This is a genomic window from Paenibacillus sp. J22FR21 (genome assembly GCF_056269135.1).
The window spans coordinates 569,900-593,354 of record NZ_JBWDNJ010000002.1; the positions used below are offsets into that span (position 1 = coordinate 569,900).

Genomic DNA, 23,455 nt, shown 5'->3' on the forward strand with positions numbered 1-23,455 from the left:
GCCATCGAGTTCCAAATAGTAATCGAATGCAAGTGAAGCTGCTGCTGAGCTTAATGGGAGTTATTGTACTGCTGTCTGCCTGCTCACTTGGCGGAACCGGTGCAGGTGTACGAGCGGGGACCGAGGAAACTCCGACCAAACAAGTCAGTGATGCGCAGGTGGTCATTGGCTTGTCCCTCGATACGTTAGAGGAAGAACGTTGGAAGAAGGATCGGGATTTGTTCAAAGCTGCTGTTGAAGGTCTCAGTGCCGAGGTGGATGTCCAAGCGGCCAATGGCGACGACGCCAAACAAATTGCCCAAGCGGAGAATATGATCTCGCGCGGCGTGGATGTTCTCGTTGTCGTACCTCATAATGCGGAAGCCGGAGCAGCCATTGTCGCAAAAGCCCATCAAGCGGGCATACAAGTGATCTCATATGATCGGTTGATCTTAAATGCCAATGTCGATCTCTATATTTCCTTTGATAACGAGAAGGCCGGCGAGCTTCAGGCGAGAGCCATTGTGTCTAAGGTACCCAAAGGGAACTACGTGCTGATTGAAGGGGCAGATACGGATAACAATGCTCATATGTTCAAGAAAGGCCAGATGAAAGTGCTTAAGCCTTTCGTGGATCGAGGAGACATTCGAATTGTCTATGATCAATTCACGAAGGAGTGGATCCCTGCCAATGCCAGAGCGAATATGGAAGAGGCGCTGAAAGCCAATCATAATGACATCGATGCCGTTATTGCAGCTAACGACGGTACGGCAGGCGGAGTCATAGCAGCACTTGCCGCTCATCAAATGGCTAGCAGAATCCCTGTTTCCGGGATGGATGCCGAGCTCGCGGCCGCGCAGCGAATCGTGGAAGGTACGCAAACGATGACGGTCTATAAGCCGATTCCGAAGCTTGCGGAAGCTGCAGCAGACTTAGCTGTACGGATGGCGAAGGGCGAGAAGGTGAGCACGGACAAGACCGTTTTCAACAAGAAAATCGATGTGCCGGCCATCTTGCTTGAACCGATCGCAGTCGATCGAATGAACATGGATGCAACGATTATTGCCGATGGCTTCCACCAGCGGGCAGATATTTATCGGACAGAGTAAGCAGTAGAAGCGGAAGATCAGTGATTGAGCTGATCTTCCGCTTTTTTGTTTGCCCGATAAGCAGTGCAAATCAAAATAGTGCAGATGGTATGAAAAAAGTGCTATAAGTTAGCGCTTTCAAGGTGAATATCCGATGCTATAGTTGGTTTTGTAAACGCTTTAGTATATCGAGAGGGGAAAACAATCATGAAAAAAGGCTTCAAATCAATCGCGTTAGTAATGGTCATTATGTTGCTTGCAACAATCGTCGCTGCTTGCGGCGACAGCAAAAAGGTAAGTGTAGGTATCGTATTGCCGACTAAGGATGAGCCGCGTTGGGTGCAGGATGAAACGCGCTTTAAAGCAGCACTGGACGGCACGGATTATTCAACGGAAATTTTGTTCAGCCAAGGCTCTTCAGCCAAAGAGAAAGAGAACGTAGAGACGCTGATCAATAAAGGCATCCAAGTCCTTATTATCTGTCCGCAAGACGGCGATGCTGCAGCATCTGCAGTTGAAGCTGCTAAAGAAGCCGGCGTTAAAGTGATCTCCTATGATCGCCTCATTACTAAAACAGATGCAGTTGACTACTACGTAACATTCGATAGCGTAGCGGTTGGTAAAGCACAAGCGCAATACCTGGTCGACCATGCCAAAGGAAACGGCGAGCCGCTTTACTTGTACGCTGGCGCTGCTTCCGACAACAACGCATTCTTGTTCTTCCAAGGTGCTTGGGAAGTGCTGCAGCCTAAGATCGCTGACGGTACATTCAAAGTAGCAAACTCGAGTGAAGCTGAAGGCTTGAAGGATACAGCTGAACTATCCCGTGATCAACTGAGCAAAATCATTGGTCAAGTAACAACGAACTGGGATGCAAACGAAGCGAAGAACAAAGCCCAAACCCATTTGACTGCAGCAGCAGCTGACATGAAAGGCGACGTGGCGATCTTGGCACCAAATGATGGTACGGCTCGTTCGATCGCTGACGTATTCGGTTCTGATAAAGCGGTTACAAGCTTCGTGGTTACAGGTCAAGATGCGGAGCAAGCTTCTGTTCAATACGTGATTGACGGCAAACAATCGATGACCGTATTCAAAGATGTTCGTAACTTGGTTAAAGACGCAATGGGTATGGCGGTATCCATCTTGGATGGCAATACTCCTGATACAACAGGTTCGTACAACAATGGCAAGATCGATGTACCGGCCAAACAAACGGACGTAATCGTAGTCGACAAAGCAAACGTGAAAGAAAAGCTAATCGATTCCGACTATTACAAAGCAGCAGATTTCCAAGGGCTGTAAGCACGGCAGATAACCAGCAGGTAATGCGGAATAGTGATAGCACCGTCTATCACTATTCCTTGCTTGTAAGCCTTGTTTGGGTAAGGAGCGACTGACATGAGTGAATTCATATTAGAGATGAACGGGATTTCCAAGGAGTTTACAGGCGTTAAGGCACTTTCGAATGTAAGCTTTAAAGTTAAAAAGGGCGAGATCCATTGCTTGATCGGAGAGAACGGTGCAGGCAAGTCGACGCTGATGAAAGTGTTAAGCGGAGTTTACCCATATGGCACTTATCAAGGCGATATCGTCTATAACGGCGGCGTCCAAAGCTTCTCGAAAATCAGTGACAGCGTAAAAGCGGGTATTGCCATCATCTATCAGGAGCTGGCTCTATTCCCGGATTTGACGGTGTACGAGAATATTTTTGCAGGAAATGAAGTGAAGAATGGCGCGTTCGTAGATTGGAATCAAACGATTGTCAAAGCCAAAGAAATGCTGCAGAAGGTGAAGCTGAACGTAAACCCTGAGGTCTTGATTAAAGACTTGGGCGTCGGGAAGCAGCAGCTTGTCGAGATTGCCAAAGCATTAAGCAAAGAAGTGAAGCTGCTCATTCTGGATGAGCCTACGGCTGCACTGAATGAGGACGACAGTGAGAATCTGCTGCAATTGTTGCGTGAACTGAAGAATCAAGGGATTACATGCATTATGATTTCACACAAGCTCAAAGAAGTCATTGCAATCGCAGATAAGGCAACAGTGCTGCGCGATGGGAAAACGATTTGTACGCTCGATGCATCCAAAGGCGAAATTACCGAAAGCATCATTATTAAGAACATGGTTGGTCGTGAGATCGACGATATTTATCCGAAGCGGGCTGACAAGACATTCGGAGAATCGATATTGGAGCTCCGAGATTGGTCTGCCTATGATCCGAAGCTGGGTCGAAGCGTTGTGAAGAACGTTCATTTGCACGTTAAAAAAGGAGAAATCGTCGGCATTGCCGGCTTGATGGGCTCCGGACGAACGGAATTGGCACAAAGCATTTTCGGTAACCCGAAGTCGTATAAATTGCAGGGCGAGATGGTTCTGGATGGCAAACCATGCGTATTCAAGCATCCGCAGGATGCCATTACCGCAGGTATCGCTTATGTGACGGAAGACCGTAAGGGTGATGGTCTCTTCCTGATTCAAGATATTAAGAGCAACCTAACAGCTGCGAATCTTCATGAGATATCATCACGCGGATTTATAAACAGCAATGAAGAAGTGAATATCTCGAATAGCTACAAGCAGTCGTTAAATATTAAAGCCCCTTCCATTGAGCAAATCGTCGGCAACTTAAGCGGCGGCAATCAACAGAAGGTATCACTGGGCAAATGGCTGTTTGTCGGTCCGAAATTGCTCATTCTGGATGAACCGACTCGAGGAATCGATGTCGGCGCCAAATTTGAAATTTATACCATCATGAACAAGCTGATCAGTGAGGGAATGAGCATTATTATGATTTCATCCGAGCTCGGTGAGATATTGGGAATGAGTGACCGCATCTACATCATGGCAGAAGGCCGCATGAAGGGCGAGCTGTCCATAGAAGAAGCCGATCAGGAAAAAATCATGCATTTTGCAACGCAATAGGGGGAAGACTTGTGAATTTCTATAACGAAGCAAAGTCGTTAATTAAAGTAAATATTCGTGAATATGGCATGTATATCGCCTTGTTCGTCATCATGCTCACATTCTCTATCATGACAGACGGTTTATTCATGTCATCACGGAATATCAGCAATTTGCTTGATGCAACGGGCTATATCGCAGTTCTTGCTGTAGGGATGACACTTGTTATCGTCATTCGGCACATTGATCTGTCTGTTGGATTTGCAGCAGGATTTCTCGGCGCAATCGCAGCGATTTTCTTAACGCAGCTTGGGGTACCCTTCTATCTGACCATTCCGATCATCCTCGTACTCGGAATTGTAGTCGGACTGTTTAACGGATTCCTGGTTGCACAAATCGGCATTCCTTCCTTCGTTGCTTCCTTGGCGGGCATGTTGATTTTCAGAGGCGCACTGCTTAACGTAACCGAGAAAACAGGGACCATTATTATCAAAGATGAGCATTTTAACGCAATCGGGAACGGATTTATCCCTTCCATTGTGAAGATTAACGGACTAAACCTGCTTTCCTTAATCTTCGGCCTATGTATTATCCTGCTTTACATTGTGATGGAAGTGTCGAAGCGCAGAAACAAACTGAAGTACAATTTTGAAGTCACCTCCAAGAACATCTTCATGGTGAAGCTCGTATTCGTATCTGCCATTATTGCTTATATCACATGGATCATCGCAGGCTATAACGGCTTCTCCTGGACGGTCATCATTATGCTGCTCGTCGTTGTGATCTATCAAATTCTGACGTCCAAAACCGTGCTCGGCCGCCATATCTATGCGGTTGGCAGCAACCCGGAGGCCGCGCATTTGAGCGGGATCAGCGTGAAGAAGATTACGTATATCGTATTCGGCTCGATGGGGATGCTCTCGGCGCTCTCCGGTATCTTGTTCACAGCACGCTTGCAATCCGCTACGACAACAGCAGGTACACTGTTCGAGCTTGACGCGATTGCTGCTGCTTATGTCGGCGGCGTATCCGCAGCAGGCGGGGTCGGTAAAGTGACGGGCTCCATCATTGGAGCGATTGTTATGGCTTCCCTATCAAGCGGTATGAATTTGCTTGGCGTCGGTATTTCGTATCAATATATGATTCGCGGAGCCGTATTGGCAGCTGCCGTTATATTCGATGTGATGACGCGTAAGAAGAGATCCTAGTCAGAAGAGCCGCTTGATCCGCGAATAGCGTGGATCAGGCGGTTTTTTGCTATTGCCCTGAGGCAACGCATTATCTGCTCTTGATAAGCAGTGAAATGGCTTCTTCCACAAGCTTGCTTGTATCGCCGCCGCTTTCATTTTCTTCTCTTATGCACTGCTCCAGGTTCTTAGCTACAACATAAGCGATTGCTTTATCGGCAGCACTCCGGACAGCCGAGATTTGGGCGACTACGTCCTTACAATGCTGGCCTTCTTCCATCATATTTAAGACGCCGCGAATTTGGCCTTCCATTCGCCGCAGTCGTTTCTTCAAATCGTCGTCATAAGTAGTCATGTTCATTCAGCTCCCATTGCCGCCTAGAGCGGATATAGGATTGATTATGGCTGATTTCGTCTTATTTCTCAATATAGCGGACTGTGCTGTGGTAAAGTCTAGGAGATAGAATTTACCCGCGAGGTGATAATATGACAATCTCTGCAGTTTATCAGCAAACCAATTATACAGTTCGTTTCGAATGGGGATATGAAGGTGTTCGTGCACTAGCTCCTGTCTCGGACCTTGTTGTCATCATAGACGTTCTTTCTTTTACGACTTGTGTAGATATCGTTCTCAGCCGCGAAGGTGTTGTCTTCCCCTATCGATTCAAGGATGCCTCAGCAGCAGATTATGCTCGTGATAAGCAAGCTTTACTTGCGGGCAAACGCGGCGAACCGATATCGTTATCACCGGCTAGATTAGCGCTTCTTGAAGCAAACAGCCGAATTGTGCTGCCTTCGCCTAATGGCGCGACATGCTCGTTTATCGCTAAAGACAGCCAGTGTGAAGTCATTGCCGCTTGTCTGCGAAATGCGAGTGCAGTTGCGCAGTATATACGGGAGCGAGGCGGTATTGTAACGGTTATCGCCGCCGGAGAGCGTTGGAGTGACGGGAGTCTGCGGCCTAGTTTCGAAGACATGCTGGCAGCCGGCGCGATTCTGAGTCGACTCGGTGCATTCGAATTATCACCTGAAGCGAAGAGCGCGGCAGCTGTATTCGAAGCATGCAAAGGTGAGCTAACGCAGATGGTTGCGTCCTGCAGCTCAGGTCAAGAATTGATTGCAATCGGATATGAGGATGATATTCAGCTGGCGACCGAGTTTGATTCAAGCTTGATCATTCCTGTACTAGATAAACACGGCGCATTCGTTAATCGATCAACATCCATCCATACATAAATAGATGAAAGCATCCTGCATTATCGTGCACCGATAGTCGGATTACACTGCACACGTTCTGTTACTTTATAGAAGTAGGAGGGAGGAACCCATGAATTTGCTGGCAGACATGAATCGTGCCATCGCCTATATGGAGGACAATCTGGCGGAGGAGATTGATTTCAAAGAAGTCGCAAGGTTGGCGATGTGCTCTGAATTTCATTTTAAACGGATGTTTTCATTCCTTTCAGGCGTGTCGTTGTCGGAGTACATTCGTCGCAGGCGCCTTACTCTTGCAGCATTCGAGCTGCAAAGCAGCAGCAATGAAACGACGAAAATCATCGATATTGCCGTGAAATACGGGTACAACTCGCCGGATGCATTCACAAGAGCATTCCAAGGCTTGCATGGCCTAACGCCGACGGAAGCAAGAAGCAAAGGTCAAACGTTACAAGCTTTTCCGAGAATGACGTTTCAATTAACGATTAGAGGAGGAGATAAAATGATTTTCCGTATCGAAGAGAAAGAAGCTTTCCGAATAATAGGGGTAATGAAACGGGTCCCGATCCTATTCAACGGTGTTAACCCCGAAATTGCAGCCATGGCGGGGAGCTTAACGGAAGAGAAAATCAAGAAGCTCAAGAGTCTGTCTAATATCTCGCCTAAGGGGATGCTTAGTGCTTCCACGAACTTCTCCGAAGGGCGTATGGAGGAGAAAGGGGAGCTCGATCACTATATCGGCGTTGCTACAACGCTCGAATGTCCGGAAGATATGGAGAAGCTGGAAGTGGCGCCAACTACATGGGCCGCATTCGAAGCAGTGGGACCGTTTCCGGAAACGCTGCAAAATGTATGGGGACGGATCTATTCCGAATGGTTTCCGTCATCCAGCTACGAGCAAGCACAAGGCCCAGAGCTGGTGTGGCACGAGAGTAAAGATATGACGTCGCCGACCTATAGAAGCGAAATATGGATTCCGGTGCAGAAGAGACAATAACTTGAAATGTCAAGGCGGATAGCAAACAAGCTATTCGCCTTTCTTGTATTGTTCAACCCATCAAACGGTGCAACTTTTGTCTGCGTGTTCACGTACTATGTGCATGTAAAAAAATAGGTATAAGGAGGTGGAGCAGTTGTATATTCCCAAACATTTTCAGGTGACGGACATTCCGGCGATGGTGTCGTTCATTAAAGCGCATAGCTTTGGCACATTATTCTCGCAGACGGATGGAGTACCCTACGCGACACATTTGCCTTTTCTAATCGAGCAAGATGACAGCGGTCAATATTATCTGCTTGGACATATGGCCAAGACCAATCCTCATTGGACTTACATAGATGGCCAAGTATTGGTTGTTTTTCAAGGCCCTCATACTTATATTTCTCCGACCTGGTATCAAGAAGGGAATACCGTTCCCACTTGGAATTATACAGCTGTTCATGCGTACGGCGAGTATATACCTGTAACTCTTCAAGATGAGCTTGCCGGAATTTTGAACCGAACAATCAGCACCTACGAAGCTTCTATGGAAACACCGTGGACAACAGATACTCGTTCCTCATTTAATGAGCAGCTCATGAACATGATCGTCGGATTCAAGCTAAGAATCACAAGCTTCGAAGGGAAATGGAAATTAAGTCAAAATCATTCCACGGAACGAAGGACGAAAGTGATCCAAGGATTGAGAAAATCATCGGATGTAAACGCGAATCAGATCGCGGACATGATGGAGCAAAGGTTGTAAGTACTTAGCCTCAACACTAGAAATGGAGCGTGGAGCTGTTGCAAAATCAATCGCGTACCTTTGAACCCTCGGAAATCGCATCATGGTTTGGGCCTTATAACGTACAATTGCATGATAAACCTTATCCGTTCTATAGCTATTTGCTCGAGCAAGAACCGGTTCGATATCTGGAATGGCACAATATGTGGGTGGTTTCCCGCTACGAGGATGTCAACCGTGTTCTGAAAGATCCGCTGTTTGTCCGAGAGAACCGAAACGCGATGCCGCAGCACCAGCGAGAAGAACAGCCGCCGCAGTCGCAGAATACGCCATGGGAGCCGGTAAATAACCTCTTGGATAACTGGATGCTGCTTCGCGATGCACCGACACATACAAGATTGCGCGGGCTTGTCAGCCACTCCTTCACACCCCGATCGATGGAGAGGCTGAAGCAGAATATCCGCTCCATTGCGGAGCATCTTGCCGAGCAGATGGCAGAAGAGACTCAGCCTGACCTCATTCAATCCTTCGCATTTCCATTGCCGGTTATCGTCATTGCCGAGATGCTTGGCGTACCACCGGAAGACCGGGAGATGTTTAAGGAATGGTCGCATACCTTTGCCAGAATACTCGAAGGCGGCGGTGATCAAACGCCTGATTTCGCAGAACAAGCCGTGCGGGCTGCCGTCGAAATTACAGCGTATTTCCGCAGCTTAATTGCGGAACGTACGGTTTCCCCGCGTGAAGATATGATTAGCGATTTACTGGCCGCTAAAGAACAAGCAGATGCGCTAACCGAGCAGGAGCTTATCGCTACATGCGTGCTGCTACTGGTAGCCGGTCATGAGACGACGGTGAATCTGATTGGAAATACAGTGCTTGCTTTGTTGAACCACCCTGAACAATATGCGCGTTTACTCGAAAATCCCGGTCTTATTCCTTCCGCGGTTGAGGAAGGATTGCGATATGAAAGTCCGGTGCAGATGACTTCACGCCTTGCATCTGTCGATTATGAGCTTGGAGGCCAGACGATTCGTCAAGGGCAGGTGGTACAAGTGATGCTTGGTGCGGCAAACCGCGATCCTGCCCAGTTTACGAATCCGAATCAATTCGATATCGGGCGTACGCCGAATCGACATTTGGCATTCGCTTCCGGCGCTCATTTCTGCTTAGGTGCACCGCTTGCTCGACTGGAAGGTGAAATCGCGCTAACTGCGCTGTTGAAACACTTTCCGCAAATGCGCTTCGCGGATGCCGCCCCAAATTGGCGTCATAATGTTCTGTTCCGCGGCATGGGGTCCATGCATGTTCGCTGAGGTGTCAACAGGCTTAACCAAACAAGAGAAGAAAAATAATCCGATTCCGGGATAGAAGCTGCCCGGACTTCCCATTCTAAGTATACAGTCGTTTATTTCCGCGCCGGAGGCGTTACACTTAGGGGGAGCCCAATTGCCATTAACATCAGAGCAGCGCATTACGCTTCATGGCTTTAACAACTTAACCAAGTCGTTAAGCTTCAATATGTACGATATCTGTTTTACCAAAACGAAAGAAGAGCGCGAATCGTATATCGCTTACATAGACCAGCAATACAATGCGGATCGACTGACCTCGATATTGAAGACGGTAGCCGAAATTATAGGAGCACACGTGCTGAATGTAGCTAAGCAGGATTACGAGCCGCAAGGGGCAAGCGTGACGATGCTCGTATCGGAAGGTCCGCTCGAGCAAGCGACTCACGAATCATTCGAGGAATCGCCCGGACCCGTTCCCAGTGGCGTTGCCATGCATCTGAATACGAGCCATATCACCGTGCATACGTATCCCGAATATCATCCGGATGAAGGAATCAGTACGTTCCGGGCCGATATAGACGTCTCTACCTGCGGTGAAATTTCACCTCTTAAAGCGCTGAACTATCTCATTCGCTCCTTTGATACCGACATTATGATTATCGATTACAGAGTGAGGGGATTTACGCGGGATATCAACGGGTACAAGCTGTTTATCGACCATGAAATCAGCTCGATTCAAAGCTATATTCCGGCTGAAATTCAAGATTTGTATCAGATGATTGATGTGAATGTGTATCAGGAAAATATCTTTCACACGAAATGCAAGCTGCGGGAGTTTGATTTGAACAATTATTTGTTCGGATACACGAAAGACACACTCAGCAAGGAAGAGCAGCTGGAGATTGAGAAGAGCGTAAAGTGGGAAATGGACGAAATTTTCTACGGGAAGAATATGGTGTTTGCATAAAGAGGTTCAAAGAGACTTGTCACAACAGTGGCAAGTTTCTTTGATTATTTGCATTTCAACCAAAAAATGTATAGGTCAGTAAGGGAACGGAAGTCGGTTAATAGATGAGGTCGAAGAACGGGGCTTGTCACTCATGTGGCAGGCTTTTTTAGTACCTGTTAATCGCCAATTTTGGTGAAATGCGGGCTTGAGTACAAGCGATGAACGGAGATGACCATCTACTGGTACTAGTGCAGCTAAGAAATGTAGAGATAGTAGACTTTGAGGGTATATGGAACGGAGGGGCATAAGTCATGCCAAATGGTAACTCGAAATCAGGCGACGTATTTCTGGAAAGCTCGCTCCGCCGACATTGTTCTTGTTCAGGCTCATCTATGCTGAGCTGCGACGGTCTCTCGAAAGGAGGAGGCGGGCAATGCTGCCCAGTTTGTCCGCCCGGAGCAACGGGAGCGACGGGAGCTACGGGAGCAACGGATGCAACGGGAGCGACGGGAGCAACGGGTGCAACGGGAGCGACGGGAGCGACGGGAGCGACGGGGGCTTCGGGAGCAACGGGAGCGACGGGAGCTACGGGAGCAACGGGTGCAACGGGGGCGACGGGAGCAACGGGAGTGACTGGAGCAACGGGAGCAACGGGGGCGACAGGAGCGACGGGAGCGACGGGAGCAACGGGAGCGACGGGGGCAACGGGAGCGACGGGAGCGACGGGAGCGACGGGAGCAACGGGGGCGACGGGAGCAACGGGAGTGACTGGAGCAACGGGAGCAACGGGGGCGACGGGAGCTACGGGAGTGACAGGGGCGACAGGGCCGACAGGGGCGACGGGAGCGACGGGGGCGACGGGGGCGACGGGAGCGACGGGAGCGACGGGAGCGACGGGAGCAACGGGTGCGACAGGGGCGACGGGAGCAACGGGAGCGACAGGGGCGACAGGGCCGACAGGGGCGACGGGAGCTACGGGGGCGACGGGGGCGACGGGAGCGACGGGAGCGACGGGAGCAACGGGGGCGACGGGAGCAACGGGAGCGACAGGGCCGAATTTTGCAGCGACAGGTTTTTCTGCGTTCTTAGCCACGCTTACTATTGCTGCAAGTACCCAGCTAACGAACTGGTCAGTCGCTAGTCCATATTACGGGAATGCGGCCTTTAATCCGGTAACAGGTAATTTTACGGTACCGGTAACAGGTAGATATGCGATCAAAGCGACTATCAACTATATAACAACTGCTGCAATTTCCGTGACACTTGGCGCCGGAATCAATCCTTTTTTTGCCGTGCAGCGTACCGCGCCAACGGCGACCAATTTAGTAAGTGGCCTACTACCCGTACTCAATGTGAATGTTGTGCTGCTGCTGACTTTAAGAGCTGTGCTCGGAAACGGGGAAATCACATTGGCCGGTGATGTTGCGCTGACAGCCGGAGATGTAGTGGGGTTATTTTACAATTCCGATGGTTTGACGATATCAATCAATATAGGAAGCGGGGCCACTCGAGGCGTTGTTTGGTCGATGTTTGAGCTGACCTAATCAAAGTGGAAATAAAATCCTATTAACAATGGCAATGCGTGATGAGCAGGCATTTAATAACAGAAAGCATCGTGATTATAGGTTTCTGAAAGAGGGGGAGGAAGCTGAAAAAGACATTATGTCGCAAGAAGCGACCCTCCTGCGTACCTAGAAAAAATAGCGCACCACATATGAAGTGTGGACACAAGCACAGACGAATCTGTCGATCTCATCCAACGCCGCTTTGTCCGCCAACAACAAACAATATCATCCTTCCGCAGCCGCCTTATATTCATCCGCCGGATCCGCCGAAGAAGCCCAAGACGTCTTATAGGTTTGATAAAGAATGCTGCGGCAATCTATTACTTCAAGGGGAACAGCCCAAGTTTCAACTGTGGGAGCTGAATGTGTCCTCCACGCAGACATTAACCCAAATCAGCATTTTCTCAAATGAAAAAAGTACGCAAGCTTTGGAGATCGACATTGTGGGGGGAGATACGAGGCATTTGATTGTGCCCCCGGGAAGCACGGTTAATTATATCGGGCAATCGGTCATTTCCGTTCGTGTCCCTTCACAAGGCAGCGATTCAACCTATATCGAGGGAAAATATGTAATCTCAACTACGCTAACCCTGCAAAGTTGACATCGGTACCATCCATAAAAAGAGGCGGCTTTCTACTCTGAGTAGAGAGCCGCCTTCACTTGGTTTAGAGGTTGTATCGAATGGTAATGCAAAATTCACCTTGCGCCGCCGCTGTTGCCGTTAAGTTGATCGTATCGAAGCGGCCGACTGTAAAGGACGTACTGCTGCCTGCAGGTATAATAATAGTTTGAATCGTAGCTGCATTTCGGATAAAGGTGACCGTGATCGTTCCCGTACTGGATTCGATTTTGACATATCCCGTGCCTGTAATGATCTGAGATAGATTATCCGCATATACGGTCTGTGTACCGGCAGCCGTAAACTGCCAATTCGTACACACTTTATCTTGCACCATGACTTTGTCTGAACAACAACTAAGTGCCGAATTACACATTATATGTCCCTCCTCTGGATGGATGGATTCTCTAAATGGCATAACGAGTGGTAATACAGAATTCGCCTTGGTAAGTACCAGCGGACGCGCCGGGTAATGTTAATCGGATTGAACTGAAGCGGCGGTAAGTAAAAGCTAAACTCATGCCGGGAGAAAGGGTGAGGGGAGTAACCATTGGAGCGCCTGCGCTGTTAAGTACATCCACAACGATGTCATCTGCGCCGACATCATATTGGATATAGCCCGTTCCCACCAAATTTTGATTGATATTGTTTACGTAGACGATAAGCAATACGTCGGTTGCAACGACGGTACCGCTCCATGGAGTACATACTTTGTCTTGCACATATTCGTTATTCGTACAGCAGGTCAAAGCAGTAGCAGAGTTATCACATGCCATAGTTAGAACCCTCCGATCCATATTTCTAACTAGTTAATGCATGTTTGCAACTGCTCGCTTGGACATTTGTCTTAGCAACTTCTAATATATGGTTTTTAAAACTTTAATTAGAGCATAAAAAAAGACCCCTGATATCAAGCGTCTTCACGCTTCTATCAGGGGTCTTCGTCGATTAATTCATTACCGCGGACATATGAGCTTCCGTGATGGACCAATGCGAGGCAGTCCAATACTTCGCTTTATCCTTGATTAGAATCACTTGAGGGGATTCATGTTTAACCGAAGTATCTTCGGCAATTTGGTTCGACACCGGACGGGATTCAATGACTTTGACAAGAACAAAGTCTGTATCAGCCGAAGCCGCTTCGTTATTCTTCAAGTAATTCGAGAACTCCGTGTACGCATTCGCGCTAACCGGACATGTCGTACTGTGTTTGAATACGACCAAAGGACGAGAGCCGGATGCTTCAAATGCCGCATTCCATTCATCGAGGGATTGAATTTCTTTTAGATTAGACATACAGCAATCTCCTAACTGATTTGAAGTGATGTTACGAACGATAACTTCAATCTATAATACCATAATGAAATACCGAAATACTACTTGACCGATTGCCGTTACTTCATTTGGAGCAGCATCGTCCATAGATCTGCTTGCTCATAGCCGAGACGCCAAGCGGCAACGCCGGCTAAATCGTATTCCTTCGCAATGTTGACGCGTGCTTTCACGGTGTCGGCAGTTTCTGCCCAGAATACATGCGTGTACCCGTCTTGTCCCGCATAAGTGTATTTCCATTGTCCGGCAGTGGCGTCAAACGTGCGAGTAGCCCCTTGTTCCGCAATGATGCGAGGCAGTTCGCTCATGAAGATGGCTTTGTTGTCCACCAGCTTGCCCGCAGCATCAACACGCCATTCTCGCACATAGAAGGGAATCCCAAGCATCAGCTTGCTGCGGGGGACACCGTAGGCTAGAAATTGCTTCACGCCTTGCTCCACCCAAGCCAGTTCAGCAACGGACCCGGCTTCGTCGCTTCCCTTCCAGTGCTGGTCATAGGCCATAATCATGATCATATCCACGATTTCGGCAAGTGCACGCTGATCGTAAGCGGTCTTGGCATCCCAGCTTACGTCACCTCTGGGGAGATCGATCGATACTGTTAATCCGGCTTTGTGCGCAGCGCTTGTAAACGTACGAACGAATTCGGTATATAAGTCACGATCTTTTCCGGCCATGCCTTCAAAATCGATATTCACACCATCGACATCAAGTGCCGTAAGCTTACTGACGAGGTTCGTGATGAACGTATTCATCGCTGTCGCATTCCGAAGAAACGCGCTTGTCAGCACAGCATCGAACTGATTGCTTACGAGCGGAGTCAGTTTGATGCCGGAGGCCTTCATCGATTGCACGAGTGCCGGATCCGAAGTGTCCGTAAAGGTTCCATCTGCACCCGAAAGCTCAAACCAAGATGGAGAATCGATATCAAGTCCTTGCGTTTTGCTGACTTGATCCATCACCGTCGATGTACGGGATGTACCGTTCCACCCCAGAAGCTGAAGCGACTTCTTATTGTTCCAGATCGCTCGAAGATCTGTTGTCATAACGGTGGACCCGGCGTACGTATTGGCAAAGTCCACTGCACCTTTACGAGTATGGAACGAGCGCAGCTTCTGGTCACCTTGATAAACAGTCAGATAAGGAACATTCGTCCACCAAGTAAGCCCGTTCTTCACGACAGATGCTCCGGACAAGGATTTGGCATATTGAATCGCACTTTGAATGCTATAGTACGAGGCCACCACCGGGCCGGATTGGACGACCGTGAACGTTGGGATATTGGTATGTATAATTAGACCTGTTGCGCTATTTACGACACTGCTGCCAGGTACTTTGTATGAAGCACGGATCGCATCCAGCAAGAAGCTGTATGCGGGCGCGCCATCTTGAACGCTGTCCGTTACAATGCTGTATGTCAGCGGGGCTTTACGTTGAACGGCTTTCTGTGCATCAGTCAGGTTATCCCAAACCCACTGATTAGTTGCCAGCTCCATAATATGCATGTTGCCGTAAGCTTTAGCAGCTTTCTTCGCATCAGCAAGGGTCACGAACGACCAGTTCGCCAGCGTTTTATCACCTTGATACATTTGATAGTTAGGATAATTGCTTTGAATGAATCCAGGCTTCTCCAAGTCGCGGATTTGCGCGAAACGGACTTTACTTGCAAAAAGCTGGGCTTCAGCCAACGTACGGAATTCCCGGCCGTTCGAACTTACGCCGTTCTCATACACTTTATACTTCGGAAGGTTGTCCCAAACCCATTCGCGGTTCGCGATCTTTTCAACATGTGTGTACGTAAATTGCTTAGCGTAAGCAACTGCACTGCTCTCAGCAGCAAATTCCTTCATGGCAGCATCGTTGTGGTAGACACGATATTTAGTCGTATTGTCCGTGGTTGCAACAGCAGCATCGCTACTGGTCGTTGATATCGTCGACAAAATAGCTTGAACAACTAATACAGCCGCGATAATAAACGTCCATTTGTTACGAATAACCATCTCCTGATATAACACTCCTCTCTGAATCTACTCTATTAGACGTAGAATAGGGGAGGAGGTTGCGAAGAAAATGACATTTTCCGATATTTACAAGCAAAAAACGGGATCGGCGCATCCGCGCCAATCCCGCTTCGAGTTAGTCCTCAATATCTGCCCAAAACTCTTCATCCGCATCCAGTGTAATCTGGGAACGGAATTTCCGCAGCTGATATTGCTTTAACAAATATTGCTCAATGGCTTCCAGCAAATTCGCTTCCACCAAGTATTGACTGCGACCTTGAACCCAAACCTCCGCAGTGTATCCGTATTCCTCGTCCCATGACAGCTGTGCTTCAACATCCGTCGGAGAGACGCCTCTACGATCTGCCATGTGGAGGCAAATAGCGTTTATAATCTCATCCGTGTAAATTCTCATAACTTAGTAGGGTCTCCGCTGATCGGGATGCGAAGGTTTGCGGCGATTCTTGAAGTAATGGAATATACCCCGAATCGCGACAATGACAATATAGATTGCAATCACATTAATGATTAATCCGAACATGTCGCCGAGGAATCCGAGATTGCCGAACATGCCGCCGAACAATAGACCGGCAAGTCCACCGATCATAAGCCCTTTCATAAAGCTGCCGCCGCTGAAGAAACCGCGTTTGCCTGTTGTTGCTGCCCCTGCTTTTGTCGATCCGCTTGTCCCGCTAGTGCTTTTGTTTACATTGTCAGCAGGCTTGGATGGGGTTGACGTGTAGCTCTTCTTCGGTGAAGAAAATTTGCCTCTCGGCTTAGCATCAACCGCTCCAGCGCTGAACGCGAAAAAAAGCGCGAAAGCCATCAGCAATAATAAACCCTTTTTCATCTGTAAGTCTCCTCCTGATATGCTGCAAGAACAGCTGATATTGCCAATCAGTACAATTACGTCTAATATAATCAAAGGTTTCAGTTTTCATTCTCTTTTTGCGAATGATTTTACGGAAATGGGGGATATGGGTGCAATCGAAGCAATATCCGGCGGCATATGAGTCGTTTTTGGTCGAGTTTCATGCGACACGGGATTATTTTGAATGCCATGAATTGCTCGAGGAATATTGGAAGGCGCATGCAGGGGACCCGCTCGGTTCGATCTGGGTAGGGCTCATTCAGATTGCAGTCGGTTCCTATCATCATAGACGGCACAATACCCGAGGGGCGCTCAAGATCATGCGTCAAGCTGAGCTGCGGCTGGATGCGAAGCTGCTGAACGAAGTCGGGCTAGACGGCGAGCAACTGATTGCGATGATAGCGGAGAGAATCGAGGCTATCGAGGATTCTTTGCCATTTACAGATATGAATTTGCCGATTGTTGATCCGGAATTGCACGCTCGAAGCGTAGTGGCAGCGGAGCGGGAAGGGTATGTCTGGGGGGCGCCGAGCCGAATGGATGAAGCGCTCATTAATCGCCATACGCTTCGCGATCGAAGCGATGTCATTGCCGCACGCGCTGCCGCAGCGAAGGAGAAGAAGCGGTAGGCAGCCTACAGAAAAAGCTTAGCGATCAAGTTCTGCACAGGATGCGGCAGGCTTGTCAGCTAAGCTTTTTTCGATTACTAATGATTTATTCGGCAGAAGTCTCATAACCGTTAACAACCAGATCCAGCTTGCCGGTCTCCGGATGAATAATCAAGCCATGCACCGGAGTTTGAGCCGGGAGTAGTGGATGATTCTTAATGATGCCAACACTGCGTTCCACGCTGTCTTGCACGTTGTCGAAGCCGGTCAGCCAGCGCTCCAGGTGCATGCCCGAGTTGCGAAGCGTACGGATGGTTTCTTCAGAAACACCGCCTTCGAGCATATGCGAAATGACCACTTCCGGATTGAGTCCTGTCATCCCGCATTCGTGATGTCCAATCACAACGACCTCATCAGCCCCAAGCTCATATACGGCAACGAGAATACTCCGCATAATGTTTCCGAATGGCTGCGTCACGATGGCGCCGGCGTTCTTAATAATCTTCGCGTCGCCGTTGCGCAGATTAAGCGCCTTCGGCAGCATCTCGGTAAGTCTAGTGTCCATACACGTTACGATGACCATCTTCTTCTGTGGGAATTTATCGGTCAAATATTTCTCATACTCACCGTTGGCAACAAATTGTTCATTAAAGGCTAGAATGTCATTGAGTCTATTCATTCGTTTCCCTCCATCCAATTATAAGAACAAGGCTTTCTCTATTTAGTAAATCGTCTTACACTTTCATGAACCGCAAGTTGGCGGTATAAATCTGGCTGTCGCTCTTCAAGCTGAACGAATGGCGCGCTTCATTATAGTCAATCTTAAGGTTTGGCTCGAAGAACACCTCGTAACGGGGTTCGTACCATACGGAATAGGGAGTTCCGCTGCCTAATCGATCGTCCGGGTGCGCATGCTCAAGAAGCTGCAAGGTCGGTACGCCGCTGACAACGCAGCCGCAGCCTTCCGTGTCGTAAAGCAATTTAAGATGTTTACTGCCGCCTTGCATATAAGGAGACAATTGCTCGATCGCAGATGAAGTAAATGAAAATTGCATGTCAAAACTCCTTCCATAGAGGTTGCGTGCAAAGCCAGGATTAGGTTGATTATACGGTTTGCAAAAAGTATGATCAAGTAGTAGCGGCTAAACGTTATGGAAAGGTGATGACAGTTTGATGACAAATAGCACGAAAGAATTGGAATTGTTTGTAGAACGGATTGGACTAATTAAAAGTTACGAGGAGTCAATTGCCCTGCTCTCTTGGGATTTACGTACCGGCGCGCCGCGTAAAGGAATGGATGTTCGTTCGCAATCGATCGGTAATTTGTCCGGTCAAATGTTCAAGCTTGCTACTGCTCCGGAGCTCGGCGAATGGCTGACAGCACTGGAAGAGCCGAGTACTTATGAAGGATTGAATGAGGTTCATAAGCGTCTGGTAACGGAAACCCGTAAGGATTATGATCGCAGCGTGAAGATTCCGCCTAAGATGTATCAAGATTATGTGGTGCTGACCTCGCAGGCGGAAACCTTCTGGGAAGAAGCCAAAGCGAACAACGACTACGCGTCGTTCGAGCCCTATCTGGATAAGATCATTACATACACGAATCAATTCATCGACCTTTGGGGCGTGAAAGGTACACGCTACGACACGCTTCTGGATATGTATGAGCCGGGAATGACCACGGAAGAACTGGACCATGTGTTCGGGGGTCTCCGCGAGAAGCTGGTACCGCTCGCTGCTGCCATCGCTGCATCGCCGCATCAACCGGAAACGGGTTTCTTGAAGCAGACGTACGCGAAGGATGCGCAGAAGAAATTCAGCACCTTTATTTTGAATCAAATGGGCTTTGACTTCAACGGCGGCAGACTTGACGAAAGCGCGCATCCATTCGCGACCGGGCTAAATCCCGGTGACGTTCGGATTACGACGCGTTATCTCAAAGATGATGTGACCAGCGCGTTGTTCGGCACGATCCATGAAGGCGGCCATGCCTTATATGAACAAAATATTCGTCAAGACCTGGTCGGTACGACACTGTGCACAGGCACGTCGATGGGCATCCACGAATCGCAATCCCGCTTCTGGGAAAATGTAATCGGCCGCAGCTTAAACTTCTGGAGCCGGTATTATGGAGACTTGCAGGAGCATTTCCCGAATCAGCTTGACGTGCCGATGGAAGATTTCTACCGCGCAACGAATGTCGTGCAGCCGTCTCTCATACGGATTGAAGCGGATGAACTGACCTACAACCTGCATATTATCATTCGTTATGAGATGGAGAAGCTGATCTTTAATGAAGGTGTGAAAGCATCCGAGCTTCCAAAGCTATGGAATGAGAAATATAAAGAATATCTGGGCATTGAACCGCCATCGGATGCAGAAGGAGTTCTTCAGGATGTGCACTGGTCCGGCGGAGCATTCGGTTATTTCCCATCCTATTCCCTTGGCAACATGTATGCTGCTCAAATGACGGAAACATTGGAGCGCGAAATGCCGGATTTCTGGGAAAATGTCGCGAAAGGCAATTTGCATCCGATAAAAGAGTGGCTCACCGATAAAGTGTATCAGTATGGCAAGCTGAGAACACCGTCTGAGCTGATCAACGACATAACAGGTAAGCCGCTTGATCCGGATTACTTGGTTCGTTATTTGGAGAAGAAATACACGGCTATCTATAAACTGTAGGATAGAGGCCGCTGCTTGCGAGTAATCGCAGGTGGCGGTCTTTTGCATGTCAAGCGGCGCTACTCCGACTCAGCAGATTCTCTGGCCATGAGCTGCTCTAATTTCCTCTCGGTCATGGAGTCAGGCGCCGGGGTATAGATGCTGCATCGTAAATCGGTTTCACCGTGAACCTGTAGGGAAGTTAGTTGGAACAGCATCTTGCCTGCCTTAGCATGACGGAATTCGATCAGTACCTCCGGAGCGGCACTTACTTGGCTTTTCTCCCATAACGCGGCAAAGTCGGATTGTGTCTGCTTCATTCGGCTTAGGAAATGCTCGTACCATTCATCATCTACGTACTGTCCGTAATAAGCGCGAAAGATAGCCAGAAATCCGCTGACGAAATGCTCCCAATTACCTGCCAGCCGTCTAAATTCCTGGCGTTCAAACAAGAGTGCAATCATATTGCGCTCAGTGGGAGGAAGCTGTTCGAAGTTCATAAAGACATGGGAGGCTGCCTCGTTCCATCCGACGATCTGACAATGCCGATCCGAGATAATGGTAGGGCAGCTGCGTAGCTCCTGCAGGATGCGGCGCAGCGAGGGGCTGATTTGGACAGTTTCCTCCAGCACGCTGCTTAGCCCTGTCCCGCTTTCGAGAGCCAAGGCATATAAATATTTTCGTTCATCGGAAGTTAGACGCAGTGCTGTCGATATGGCGTCTAGTACAGACATGGACACTTTAATATCGCGACCTTGCTCAAGCCAGGTGTACCAGGTATGACTGACTCCCGCTAGCTGCGCGACTTCTTCTCTGCGAAGGCCCGGCGTCCTTCTGCGTCCGCCTGCGGGTAATCCTACCGCTTCCGGAGATAGTGATGTTCGCTTCGATTTGAGAAATGTCGATAGCGCCTGTAGTCGAGATCGATGGTTCAATAGTTCCGCACCTCCTTCTAAGACCTGATACTAATAGTATGGTGTTTATTATACTAGGATAAACGACAACTTGTAATAGGATAATAAATATGACACCATAGCATCACAAGAGAGAATTTGAAGGAGGTAGTTGTACGATGGAACGAGTAGTTGTAACCGGTATGGGGATTATATCGCCGCTGGGTTCTGATATTGATACGTATTGGCAGGCATTGATTAAAGGGCAGTCAGGTATTAGGCCGATCGATCGGTTTGACGTTACTCGCCATAAAGCGAAGATTGCCGGTACTGTGGTAGATTTTGATGCGGAGGAACTGTTCGGTCGCAAGGAAGCAAGGCGCATGGATCGATTCTGTCAGTTCGCTCTGGCAGCTGCAGATCAGGCGTGGGCGGATGCCGGACTGCAGAAGGATGAGGTTGATGCGGAACGCATTGGCGTCTACGTGGGTTCGGGAATTGGCGGGATCGAAACCCTGCTTCAGCAGGATGCCGTATTGCAAGAGCGCGGACCGGAACGCGTGAGCCCAACACTTGTGCCGATGATGATATCGAACATGGCAGCAGCCATGATCAGTATCCGTTATGGGACACATGGTCCGACGCTCTCGCCGGTGACCGCCTGTTCCATTGGCAATACTGCAATCGGCGAAGCGTTTAGGCTGATCAGAAGCGGAGCTGCGGATATTGTAATTGCAGGTGGCTCAGAAGCGGCTATTACGGAAATTTCATTAGCCAGCTTCGGCAACGCGACATCGTTGTCTACACGCAACGATGAGCCGGACAAAGCAAGCCGGCCGTTCGATCAGGGACGTGACGGCTTCGTAATGGCAGAAGGCGCGGGGATCGTGATTTTGGAATCGGAATCCCATGCGAAGCAGCGAAATGCGCGTATTCATGCGGAGATTATCGGTTATGGCGCAAGCTCAGATGCCTATCATATGGTAGCCACCCATCCGGAAGGGTACGGACCTTATCTGGCCATGAAGGCTGCGCTTCGCGAAGCTGCTGTCGATCCTAATCAAGTGGATGTCATTTTTGCGCATGCAACGAGCACATCTATCGGGGATTTATCCGAGACGATTGCAATTAAGCGGGTTTTTGGTGAGAAAGCCAGCCACATTCCGATAACAGCGATTAAATCGATGACAGGTCATATGCTTGGCGCTGCAGGCGGCGCTCAAGCGATTGCCTTGATGAAGAGTATTCAGGAAGGTATCATTCCGCCGACGATCAACCAAGAGAATTCAGATCCGGAGTGCGACCTGGATTATGTACCGAATCATGCAAGGCAGGCTGAACTGCAAATTGGCGTGAGTAACTCGTTTGGTTTTGGCGGACATAATGCCGTTGTTGTATTCAAAGCGTATAGTTGACTCGCCTCTTACGAGAGGGGTACGATAGTGTCAAAATAAGTTAGCGGCTATCGGCTAAGGAGCAATTATGGGAATCCGCGTTATCAAAACAGCTATAGCGGCGCTTGCCGCACTGTATACGGCACATTATCTCGGTCTAAACCCGCCGCTGTCTGCGGGCTTACTCGCCATTCTCGGCGTAGAAGTCACCAGGATGAAAGGGTTACGAAGCGCTTTTGACCGATTCATGGCATCCGTGCTCGGATTGTTCTTTGCTTCATTATTATTTATGCTGCTCGGGTTCCACCTCTGGACGATCTCGATCTTCGTGCTGTTTGCTTTCCCTATCTTGTCACGGTTTCATCTCAAGGACGGTATCGTAACGAGTGCGGTCATTGTCTTCCACGTCTATGCCAAGGAAGAAGTTACGACTGCATTGATCGGCAACGAAATCATGCTGCTGTTAACGGGCCTGGGCTGGGCAACCGTCATTAATTTTCTCTATATGCCGAAGGAAGAGCATAAACTGGTTGAGCTTCGGCACGTGACGGAGGAGAAGTTCGGCCGAATCTTTCAAACGATGGCAGCGACACTTCGCACGCCGTCCCTTGTGTGGAATGGAGAAGAGCTGCTCGAAGCGGCGCAGGCGATTGAGGAAGGCATCCGGCGTTCGGAGATCGCCCGCGAGAATCGAGTTTGGGGACAAGGAAGTGCGTACAGCCGCTATTGGCCGAATTATTTTGACATGCGTCAGCAGCAGCTGGACTCCATCAGTTTGATGTTAACGCAATTGGCGCTAGTCTATGAATCATTGCCGCAGGGCGAGCTTGTCGCAGAGCTGTTCGAGCATTTGGCAGACGATGTGAAATCCGAAGTTTATGAGGGGAAAGTCGATGAGATGCGATTGCAACTGGAATCCCGCTTCCCTTCTATGCCGCTTCCCGTAACCCGCGATGAATTCGAAATGCGAGCGGCGCTGCTGCATGTGGTGCATGAGCTCCAGCGCTATCTCTCGATCGCAAAACGGCTCAAAAAACAAAAAAACAGCCTGAAGGCTGCGGCGCGCGAAGCAAACGTTTAATGGAATTCTGCTAATAATATGAATTAGCCTATAAAATTTGTACATGTCAAAAAGAAATAGTCACCCTAGACGAATGTCCTGCATACACT

Annotated in this window: 25 protein-coding genes; 15 read left to right on the forward strand and 10 right to left on the reverse strand. The window is 48.9% G+C overall.

Annotated features, from left to right (window positions below; genetic code table 11):
• Positions 1-26: 26 nt before the first annotated feature.
• The 4 genes from xylF (at position 27) to AC0YNS_RS08405 (ending at position 5,176) form a co-directional block, all read left to right on the forward strand.
• The gene (gene xylF, locus AC0YNS_RS08390; RefSeq protein WP_475781002.1) at positions 27-1,088 is read left to right on the forward strand and encodes a D-xylose ABC transporter substrate-binding protein; all 1,062 of its coding nucleotides are present in this window, start codon (positions 27-29) and stop codon (positions 1,086-1,088) included.
• Positions 1,089-1,274: 186 nt separating this feature from the next.
• Complete coding sequence (locus AC0YNS_RS08395) at positions 1,275-2,372, forward strand: sugar ABC transporter substrate-binding protein (RefSeq protein WP_475780546.1); 1,098 nt, start codon at positions 1,275-1,277, stop codon at positions 2,370-2,372.
• Between the two features lie 96 nt (positions 2,373-2,468).
• The gene (locus AC0YNS_RS08400; protein ID WP_475780547.1) at positions 2,469-3,989 is read left to right on the forward strand and encodes an ATP-binding cassette domain-containing protein; all 1,521 of its coding nucleotides are present in this window, start codon (positions 2,469-2,471) and stop codon (positions 3,987-3,989) included.
• Between the two features lie 11 nt (positions 3,990-4,000).
• Positions 4,001-5,176 carry a sugar ABC transporter permease gene (locus tag AC0YNS_RS08405; RefSeq protein ID WP_475780548.1) on the forward strand — a complete coding sequence of 392 codons (1,176 nt, stop codon included), beginning with the start codon at positions 4,001-4,003 and terminating at the stop codon, positions 5,174-5,176.
• Positions 5,177-5,246: 70 nt separating this feature from the next.
• Here the strand turns inward: AC0YNS_RS08405 and AC0YNS_RS08410 are convergent, their stop codons facing one another.
• Positions 5,247-5,510: a metal-sensitive transcriptional regulator gene (locus AC0YNS_RS08410; protein WP_475780549.1), complete on the reverse strand. Its 264-nt coding sequence runs from the start codon at positions 5,508-5,510 to the stop codon at positions 5,247-5,249.
• Between the two features lie 131 nt (positions 5,511-5,641).
• Between AC0YNS_RS08410 and AC0YNS_RS08415 the strand changes: the two genes are divergently transcribed.
• The 7 genes from AC0YNS_RS08415 (at position 5,642) to AC0YNS_RS08445 (ending at position 12,505) form a co-directional block, all read left to right on the forward strand.
• Positions 5,642-6,391, forward strand: a complete 750-nt coding sequence (locus AC0YNS_RS08415; protein WP_475780550.1) for a 2-phosphosulfolactate phosphatase — start codon at positions 5,642-5,644, stop codon at positions 6,389-6,391.
• 91 nt (positions 6,392-6,482) lie between these two features.
• Entirely contained in the window at positions 6,483-7,367 is an 885-nt protein-coding gene (locus AC0YNS_RS08420; RefSeq protein WP_475780551.1) for an AraC family transcriptional regulator, read from the forward strand.
• A 136-nt stretch (positions 7,368-7,503) separates the two neighbouring features.
• A complete protein-coding gene (locus AC0YNS_RS08425) occupies positions 7,504-8,115 on the forward strand; it encodes an FMN-binding negative transcriptional regulator (protein WP_475780552.1) in 612 nt (203 codons plus the stop codon).
• 38 nt (positions 8,116-8,153) lie between these two features.
• On the forward strand, positions 8,154-9,410 hold the full coding sequence (locus AC0YNS_RS08430) for a cytochrome P450 (protein ID WP_475780553.1): 1,257 nt from the start codon (positions 8,154-8,156) through the stop codon (positions 9,408-9,410).
• Between the two features lie 133 nt (positions 9,411-9,543).
• Positions 9,544-10,356 carry an adenosylmethionine decarboxylase gene (gene speD, locus AC0YNS_RS08435; protein WP_475780554.1) on the forward strand — a complete coding sequence of 271 codons (813 nt, stop codon included), beginning with the start codon at positions 9,544-9,546 and terminating at the stop codon, positions 10,354-10,356.
• Between the two features lie 293 nt (positions 10,357-10,649).
• On the forward strand, positions 10,650-11,882 hold the full coding sequence (locus AC0YNS_RS08440) for a hypothetical protein (protein WP_475780555.1): 1,233 nt from the start codon (positions 10,650-10,652) through the stop codon (positions 11,880-11,882).
• A gap of 170 nt (positions 11,883-12,052) precedes the next feature.
• Positions 12,053-12,505 carry an S-Ena type endospore appendage gene (locus tag AC0YNS_RS08445; protein WP_475780556.1) on the forward strand — a complete coding sequence of 151 codons (453 nt, stop codon included), beginning with the start codon at positions 12,053-12,055 and terminating at the stop codon, positions 12,503-12,505.
• Positions 12,506-12,569: 64 nt separating this feature from the next.
• Here the strand turns inward: AC0YNS_RS08445 and AC0YNS_RS08450 are convergent, their stop codons facing one another.
• From AC0YNS_RS08450 to AC0YNS_RS08475, 6 genes are all read right to left on the reverse strand, one after another.
• A complete protein-coding gene (locus AC0YNS_RS08450) occupies positions 12,570-12,899 on the reverse strand; it encodes a DUF3992 domain-containing protein (RefSeq protein ID WP_475780557.1) in 330 nt (109 codons plus the stop codon).
• 31 nt (positions 12,900-12,930) lie between these two features.
• Entirely contained in the window at positions 12,931-13,299 is a 369-nt protein-coding gene (locus tag AC0YNS_RS08455) for a DUF3992 domain-containing protein (RefSeq protein ID WP_475780558.1), read from the reverse strand.
• 172 nt (positions 13,300-13,471) lie between these two features.
• Positions 13,472-13,819: a bacillithiol system redox-active protein YtxJ gene (gene ytxJ, locus AC0YNS_RS08460; RefSeq protein ID WP_475780559.1), complete on the reverse strand. Its 348-nt coding sequence runs from the start codon at positions 13,817-13,819 to the stop codon at positions 13,472-13,474.
• 98 nt (positions 13,820-13,917) lie between these two features.
• On the reverse strand, positions 13,918-15,855 hold the full coding sequence (locus tag AC0YNS_RS08465) for a glycosyl hydrolase family 18 protein (protein ID WP_475780560.1): 1,938 nt from the start codon (positions 15,853-15,855) through the stop codon (positions 13,918-13,920).
• Between the two features lie 136 nt (positions 15,856-15,991).
• On the reverse strand, positions 15,992-16,270 hold the full coding sequence (locus AC0YNS_RS08470) for a YxcD family protein (protein ID WP_090978405.1): 279 nt from the start codon (positions 16,268-16,270) through the stop codon (positions 15,992-15,994).
• Between the two features lie 3 nt (positions 16,271-16,273).
• On the reverse strand, positions 16,274-16,705 hold the full coding sequence (locus AC0YNS_RS08475) for a hypothetical protein (RefSeq protein WP_475780561.1): 432 nt from the start codon (positions 16,703-16,705) through the stop codon (positions 16,274-16,276).
• A 131-nt stretch (positions 16,706-16,836) separates the two neighbouring features.
• Here AC0YNS_RS08475 and AC0YNS_RS08480 point away from each other — a divergent pair, with 131 nt between their 5' ends.
• Entirely contained in the window at positions 16,837-17,355 is a 519-nt protein-coding gene (locus tag AC0YNS_RS08480; RefSeq protein ID WP_475780562.1) for a DUF309 domain-containing protein, read from the forward strand.
• Positions 17,356-17,440: 85 nt separating this feature from the next.
• Here the strand turns inward: AC0YNS_RS08480 and AC0YNS_RS08485 are convergent, their stop codons facing one another.
• Positions 17,441-18,013, reverse strand: a complete 573-nt coding sequence (locus tag AC0YNS_RS08485; RefSeq protein WP_475780563.1) for a beta-class carbonic anhydrase — start codon at positions 18,011-18,013, stop codon at positions 17,441-17,443.
• A gap of 55 nt (positions 18,014-18,068) precedes the next feature.
• The gene (locus AC0YNS_RS08490; RefSeq protein ID WP_475780564.1) at positions 18,069-18,389 is read right to left on the reverse strand and encodes an iron-sulfur cluster biosynthesis family protein; all 321 of its coding nucleotides are present in this window, start codon (positions 18,387-18,389) and stop codon (positions 18,069-18,071) included.
• Positions 18,390-18,507: 118 nt separating this feature from the next.
• Between AC0YNS_RS08490 and AC0YNS_RS08495 the strand changes: the two genes are divergently transcribed.
• Positions 18,508-20,019, forward strand: a complete 1,512-nt coding sequence (locus tag AC0YNS_RS08495) for a carboxypeptidase M32 (RefSeq protein ID WP_475780565.1) — start codon at positions 18,508-18,510, stop codon at positions 20,017-20,019.
• A 59-nt stretch (positions 20,020-20,078) separates the two neighbouring features.
• On the opposite strand, the gene AC0YNS_RS08500 is transcribed toward AC0YNS_RS08495, so the two are convergent.
• The gene (locus tag AC0YNS_RS08500) at positions 20,079-20,933 is read right to left on the reverse strand and encodes a helix-turn-helix transcriptional regulator (RefSeq protein WP_475780566.1); all 855 of its coding nucleotides are present in this window, start codon (positions 20,931-20,933) and stop codon (positions 20,079-20,081) included.
• Between the two features lie 137 nt (positions 20,934-21,070).
• On the opposite strand from AC0YNS_RS08500, the gene fabF reads away from it, so the two are divergent.
• Entirely contained in the window at positions 21,071-22,306 is a 1,236-nt protein-coding gene (gene fabF, locus AC0YNS_RS08505; protein ID WP_475780567.1) for a beta-ketoacyl-ACP synthase II, read from the forward strand.
• 67 nt (positions 22,307-22,373) lie between these two features.
• A complete protein-coding gene (locus AC0YNS_RS08510; RefSeq protein ID WP_475780568.1) occupies positions 22,374-23,366 on the forward strand; it encodes an aromatic acid exporter family protein in 993 nt (330 codons plus the stop codon).
• Positions 23,367-23,455 lie beyond the last annotated feature (89 nt).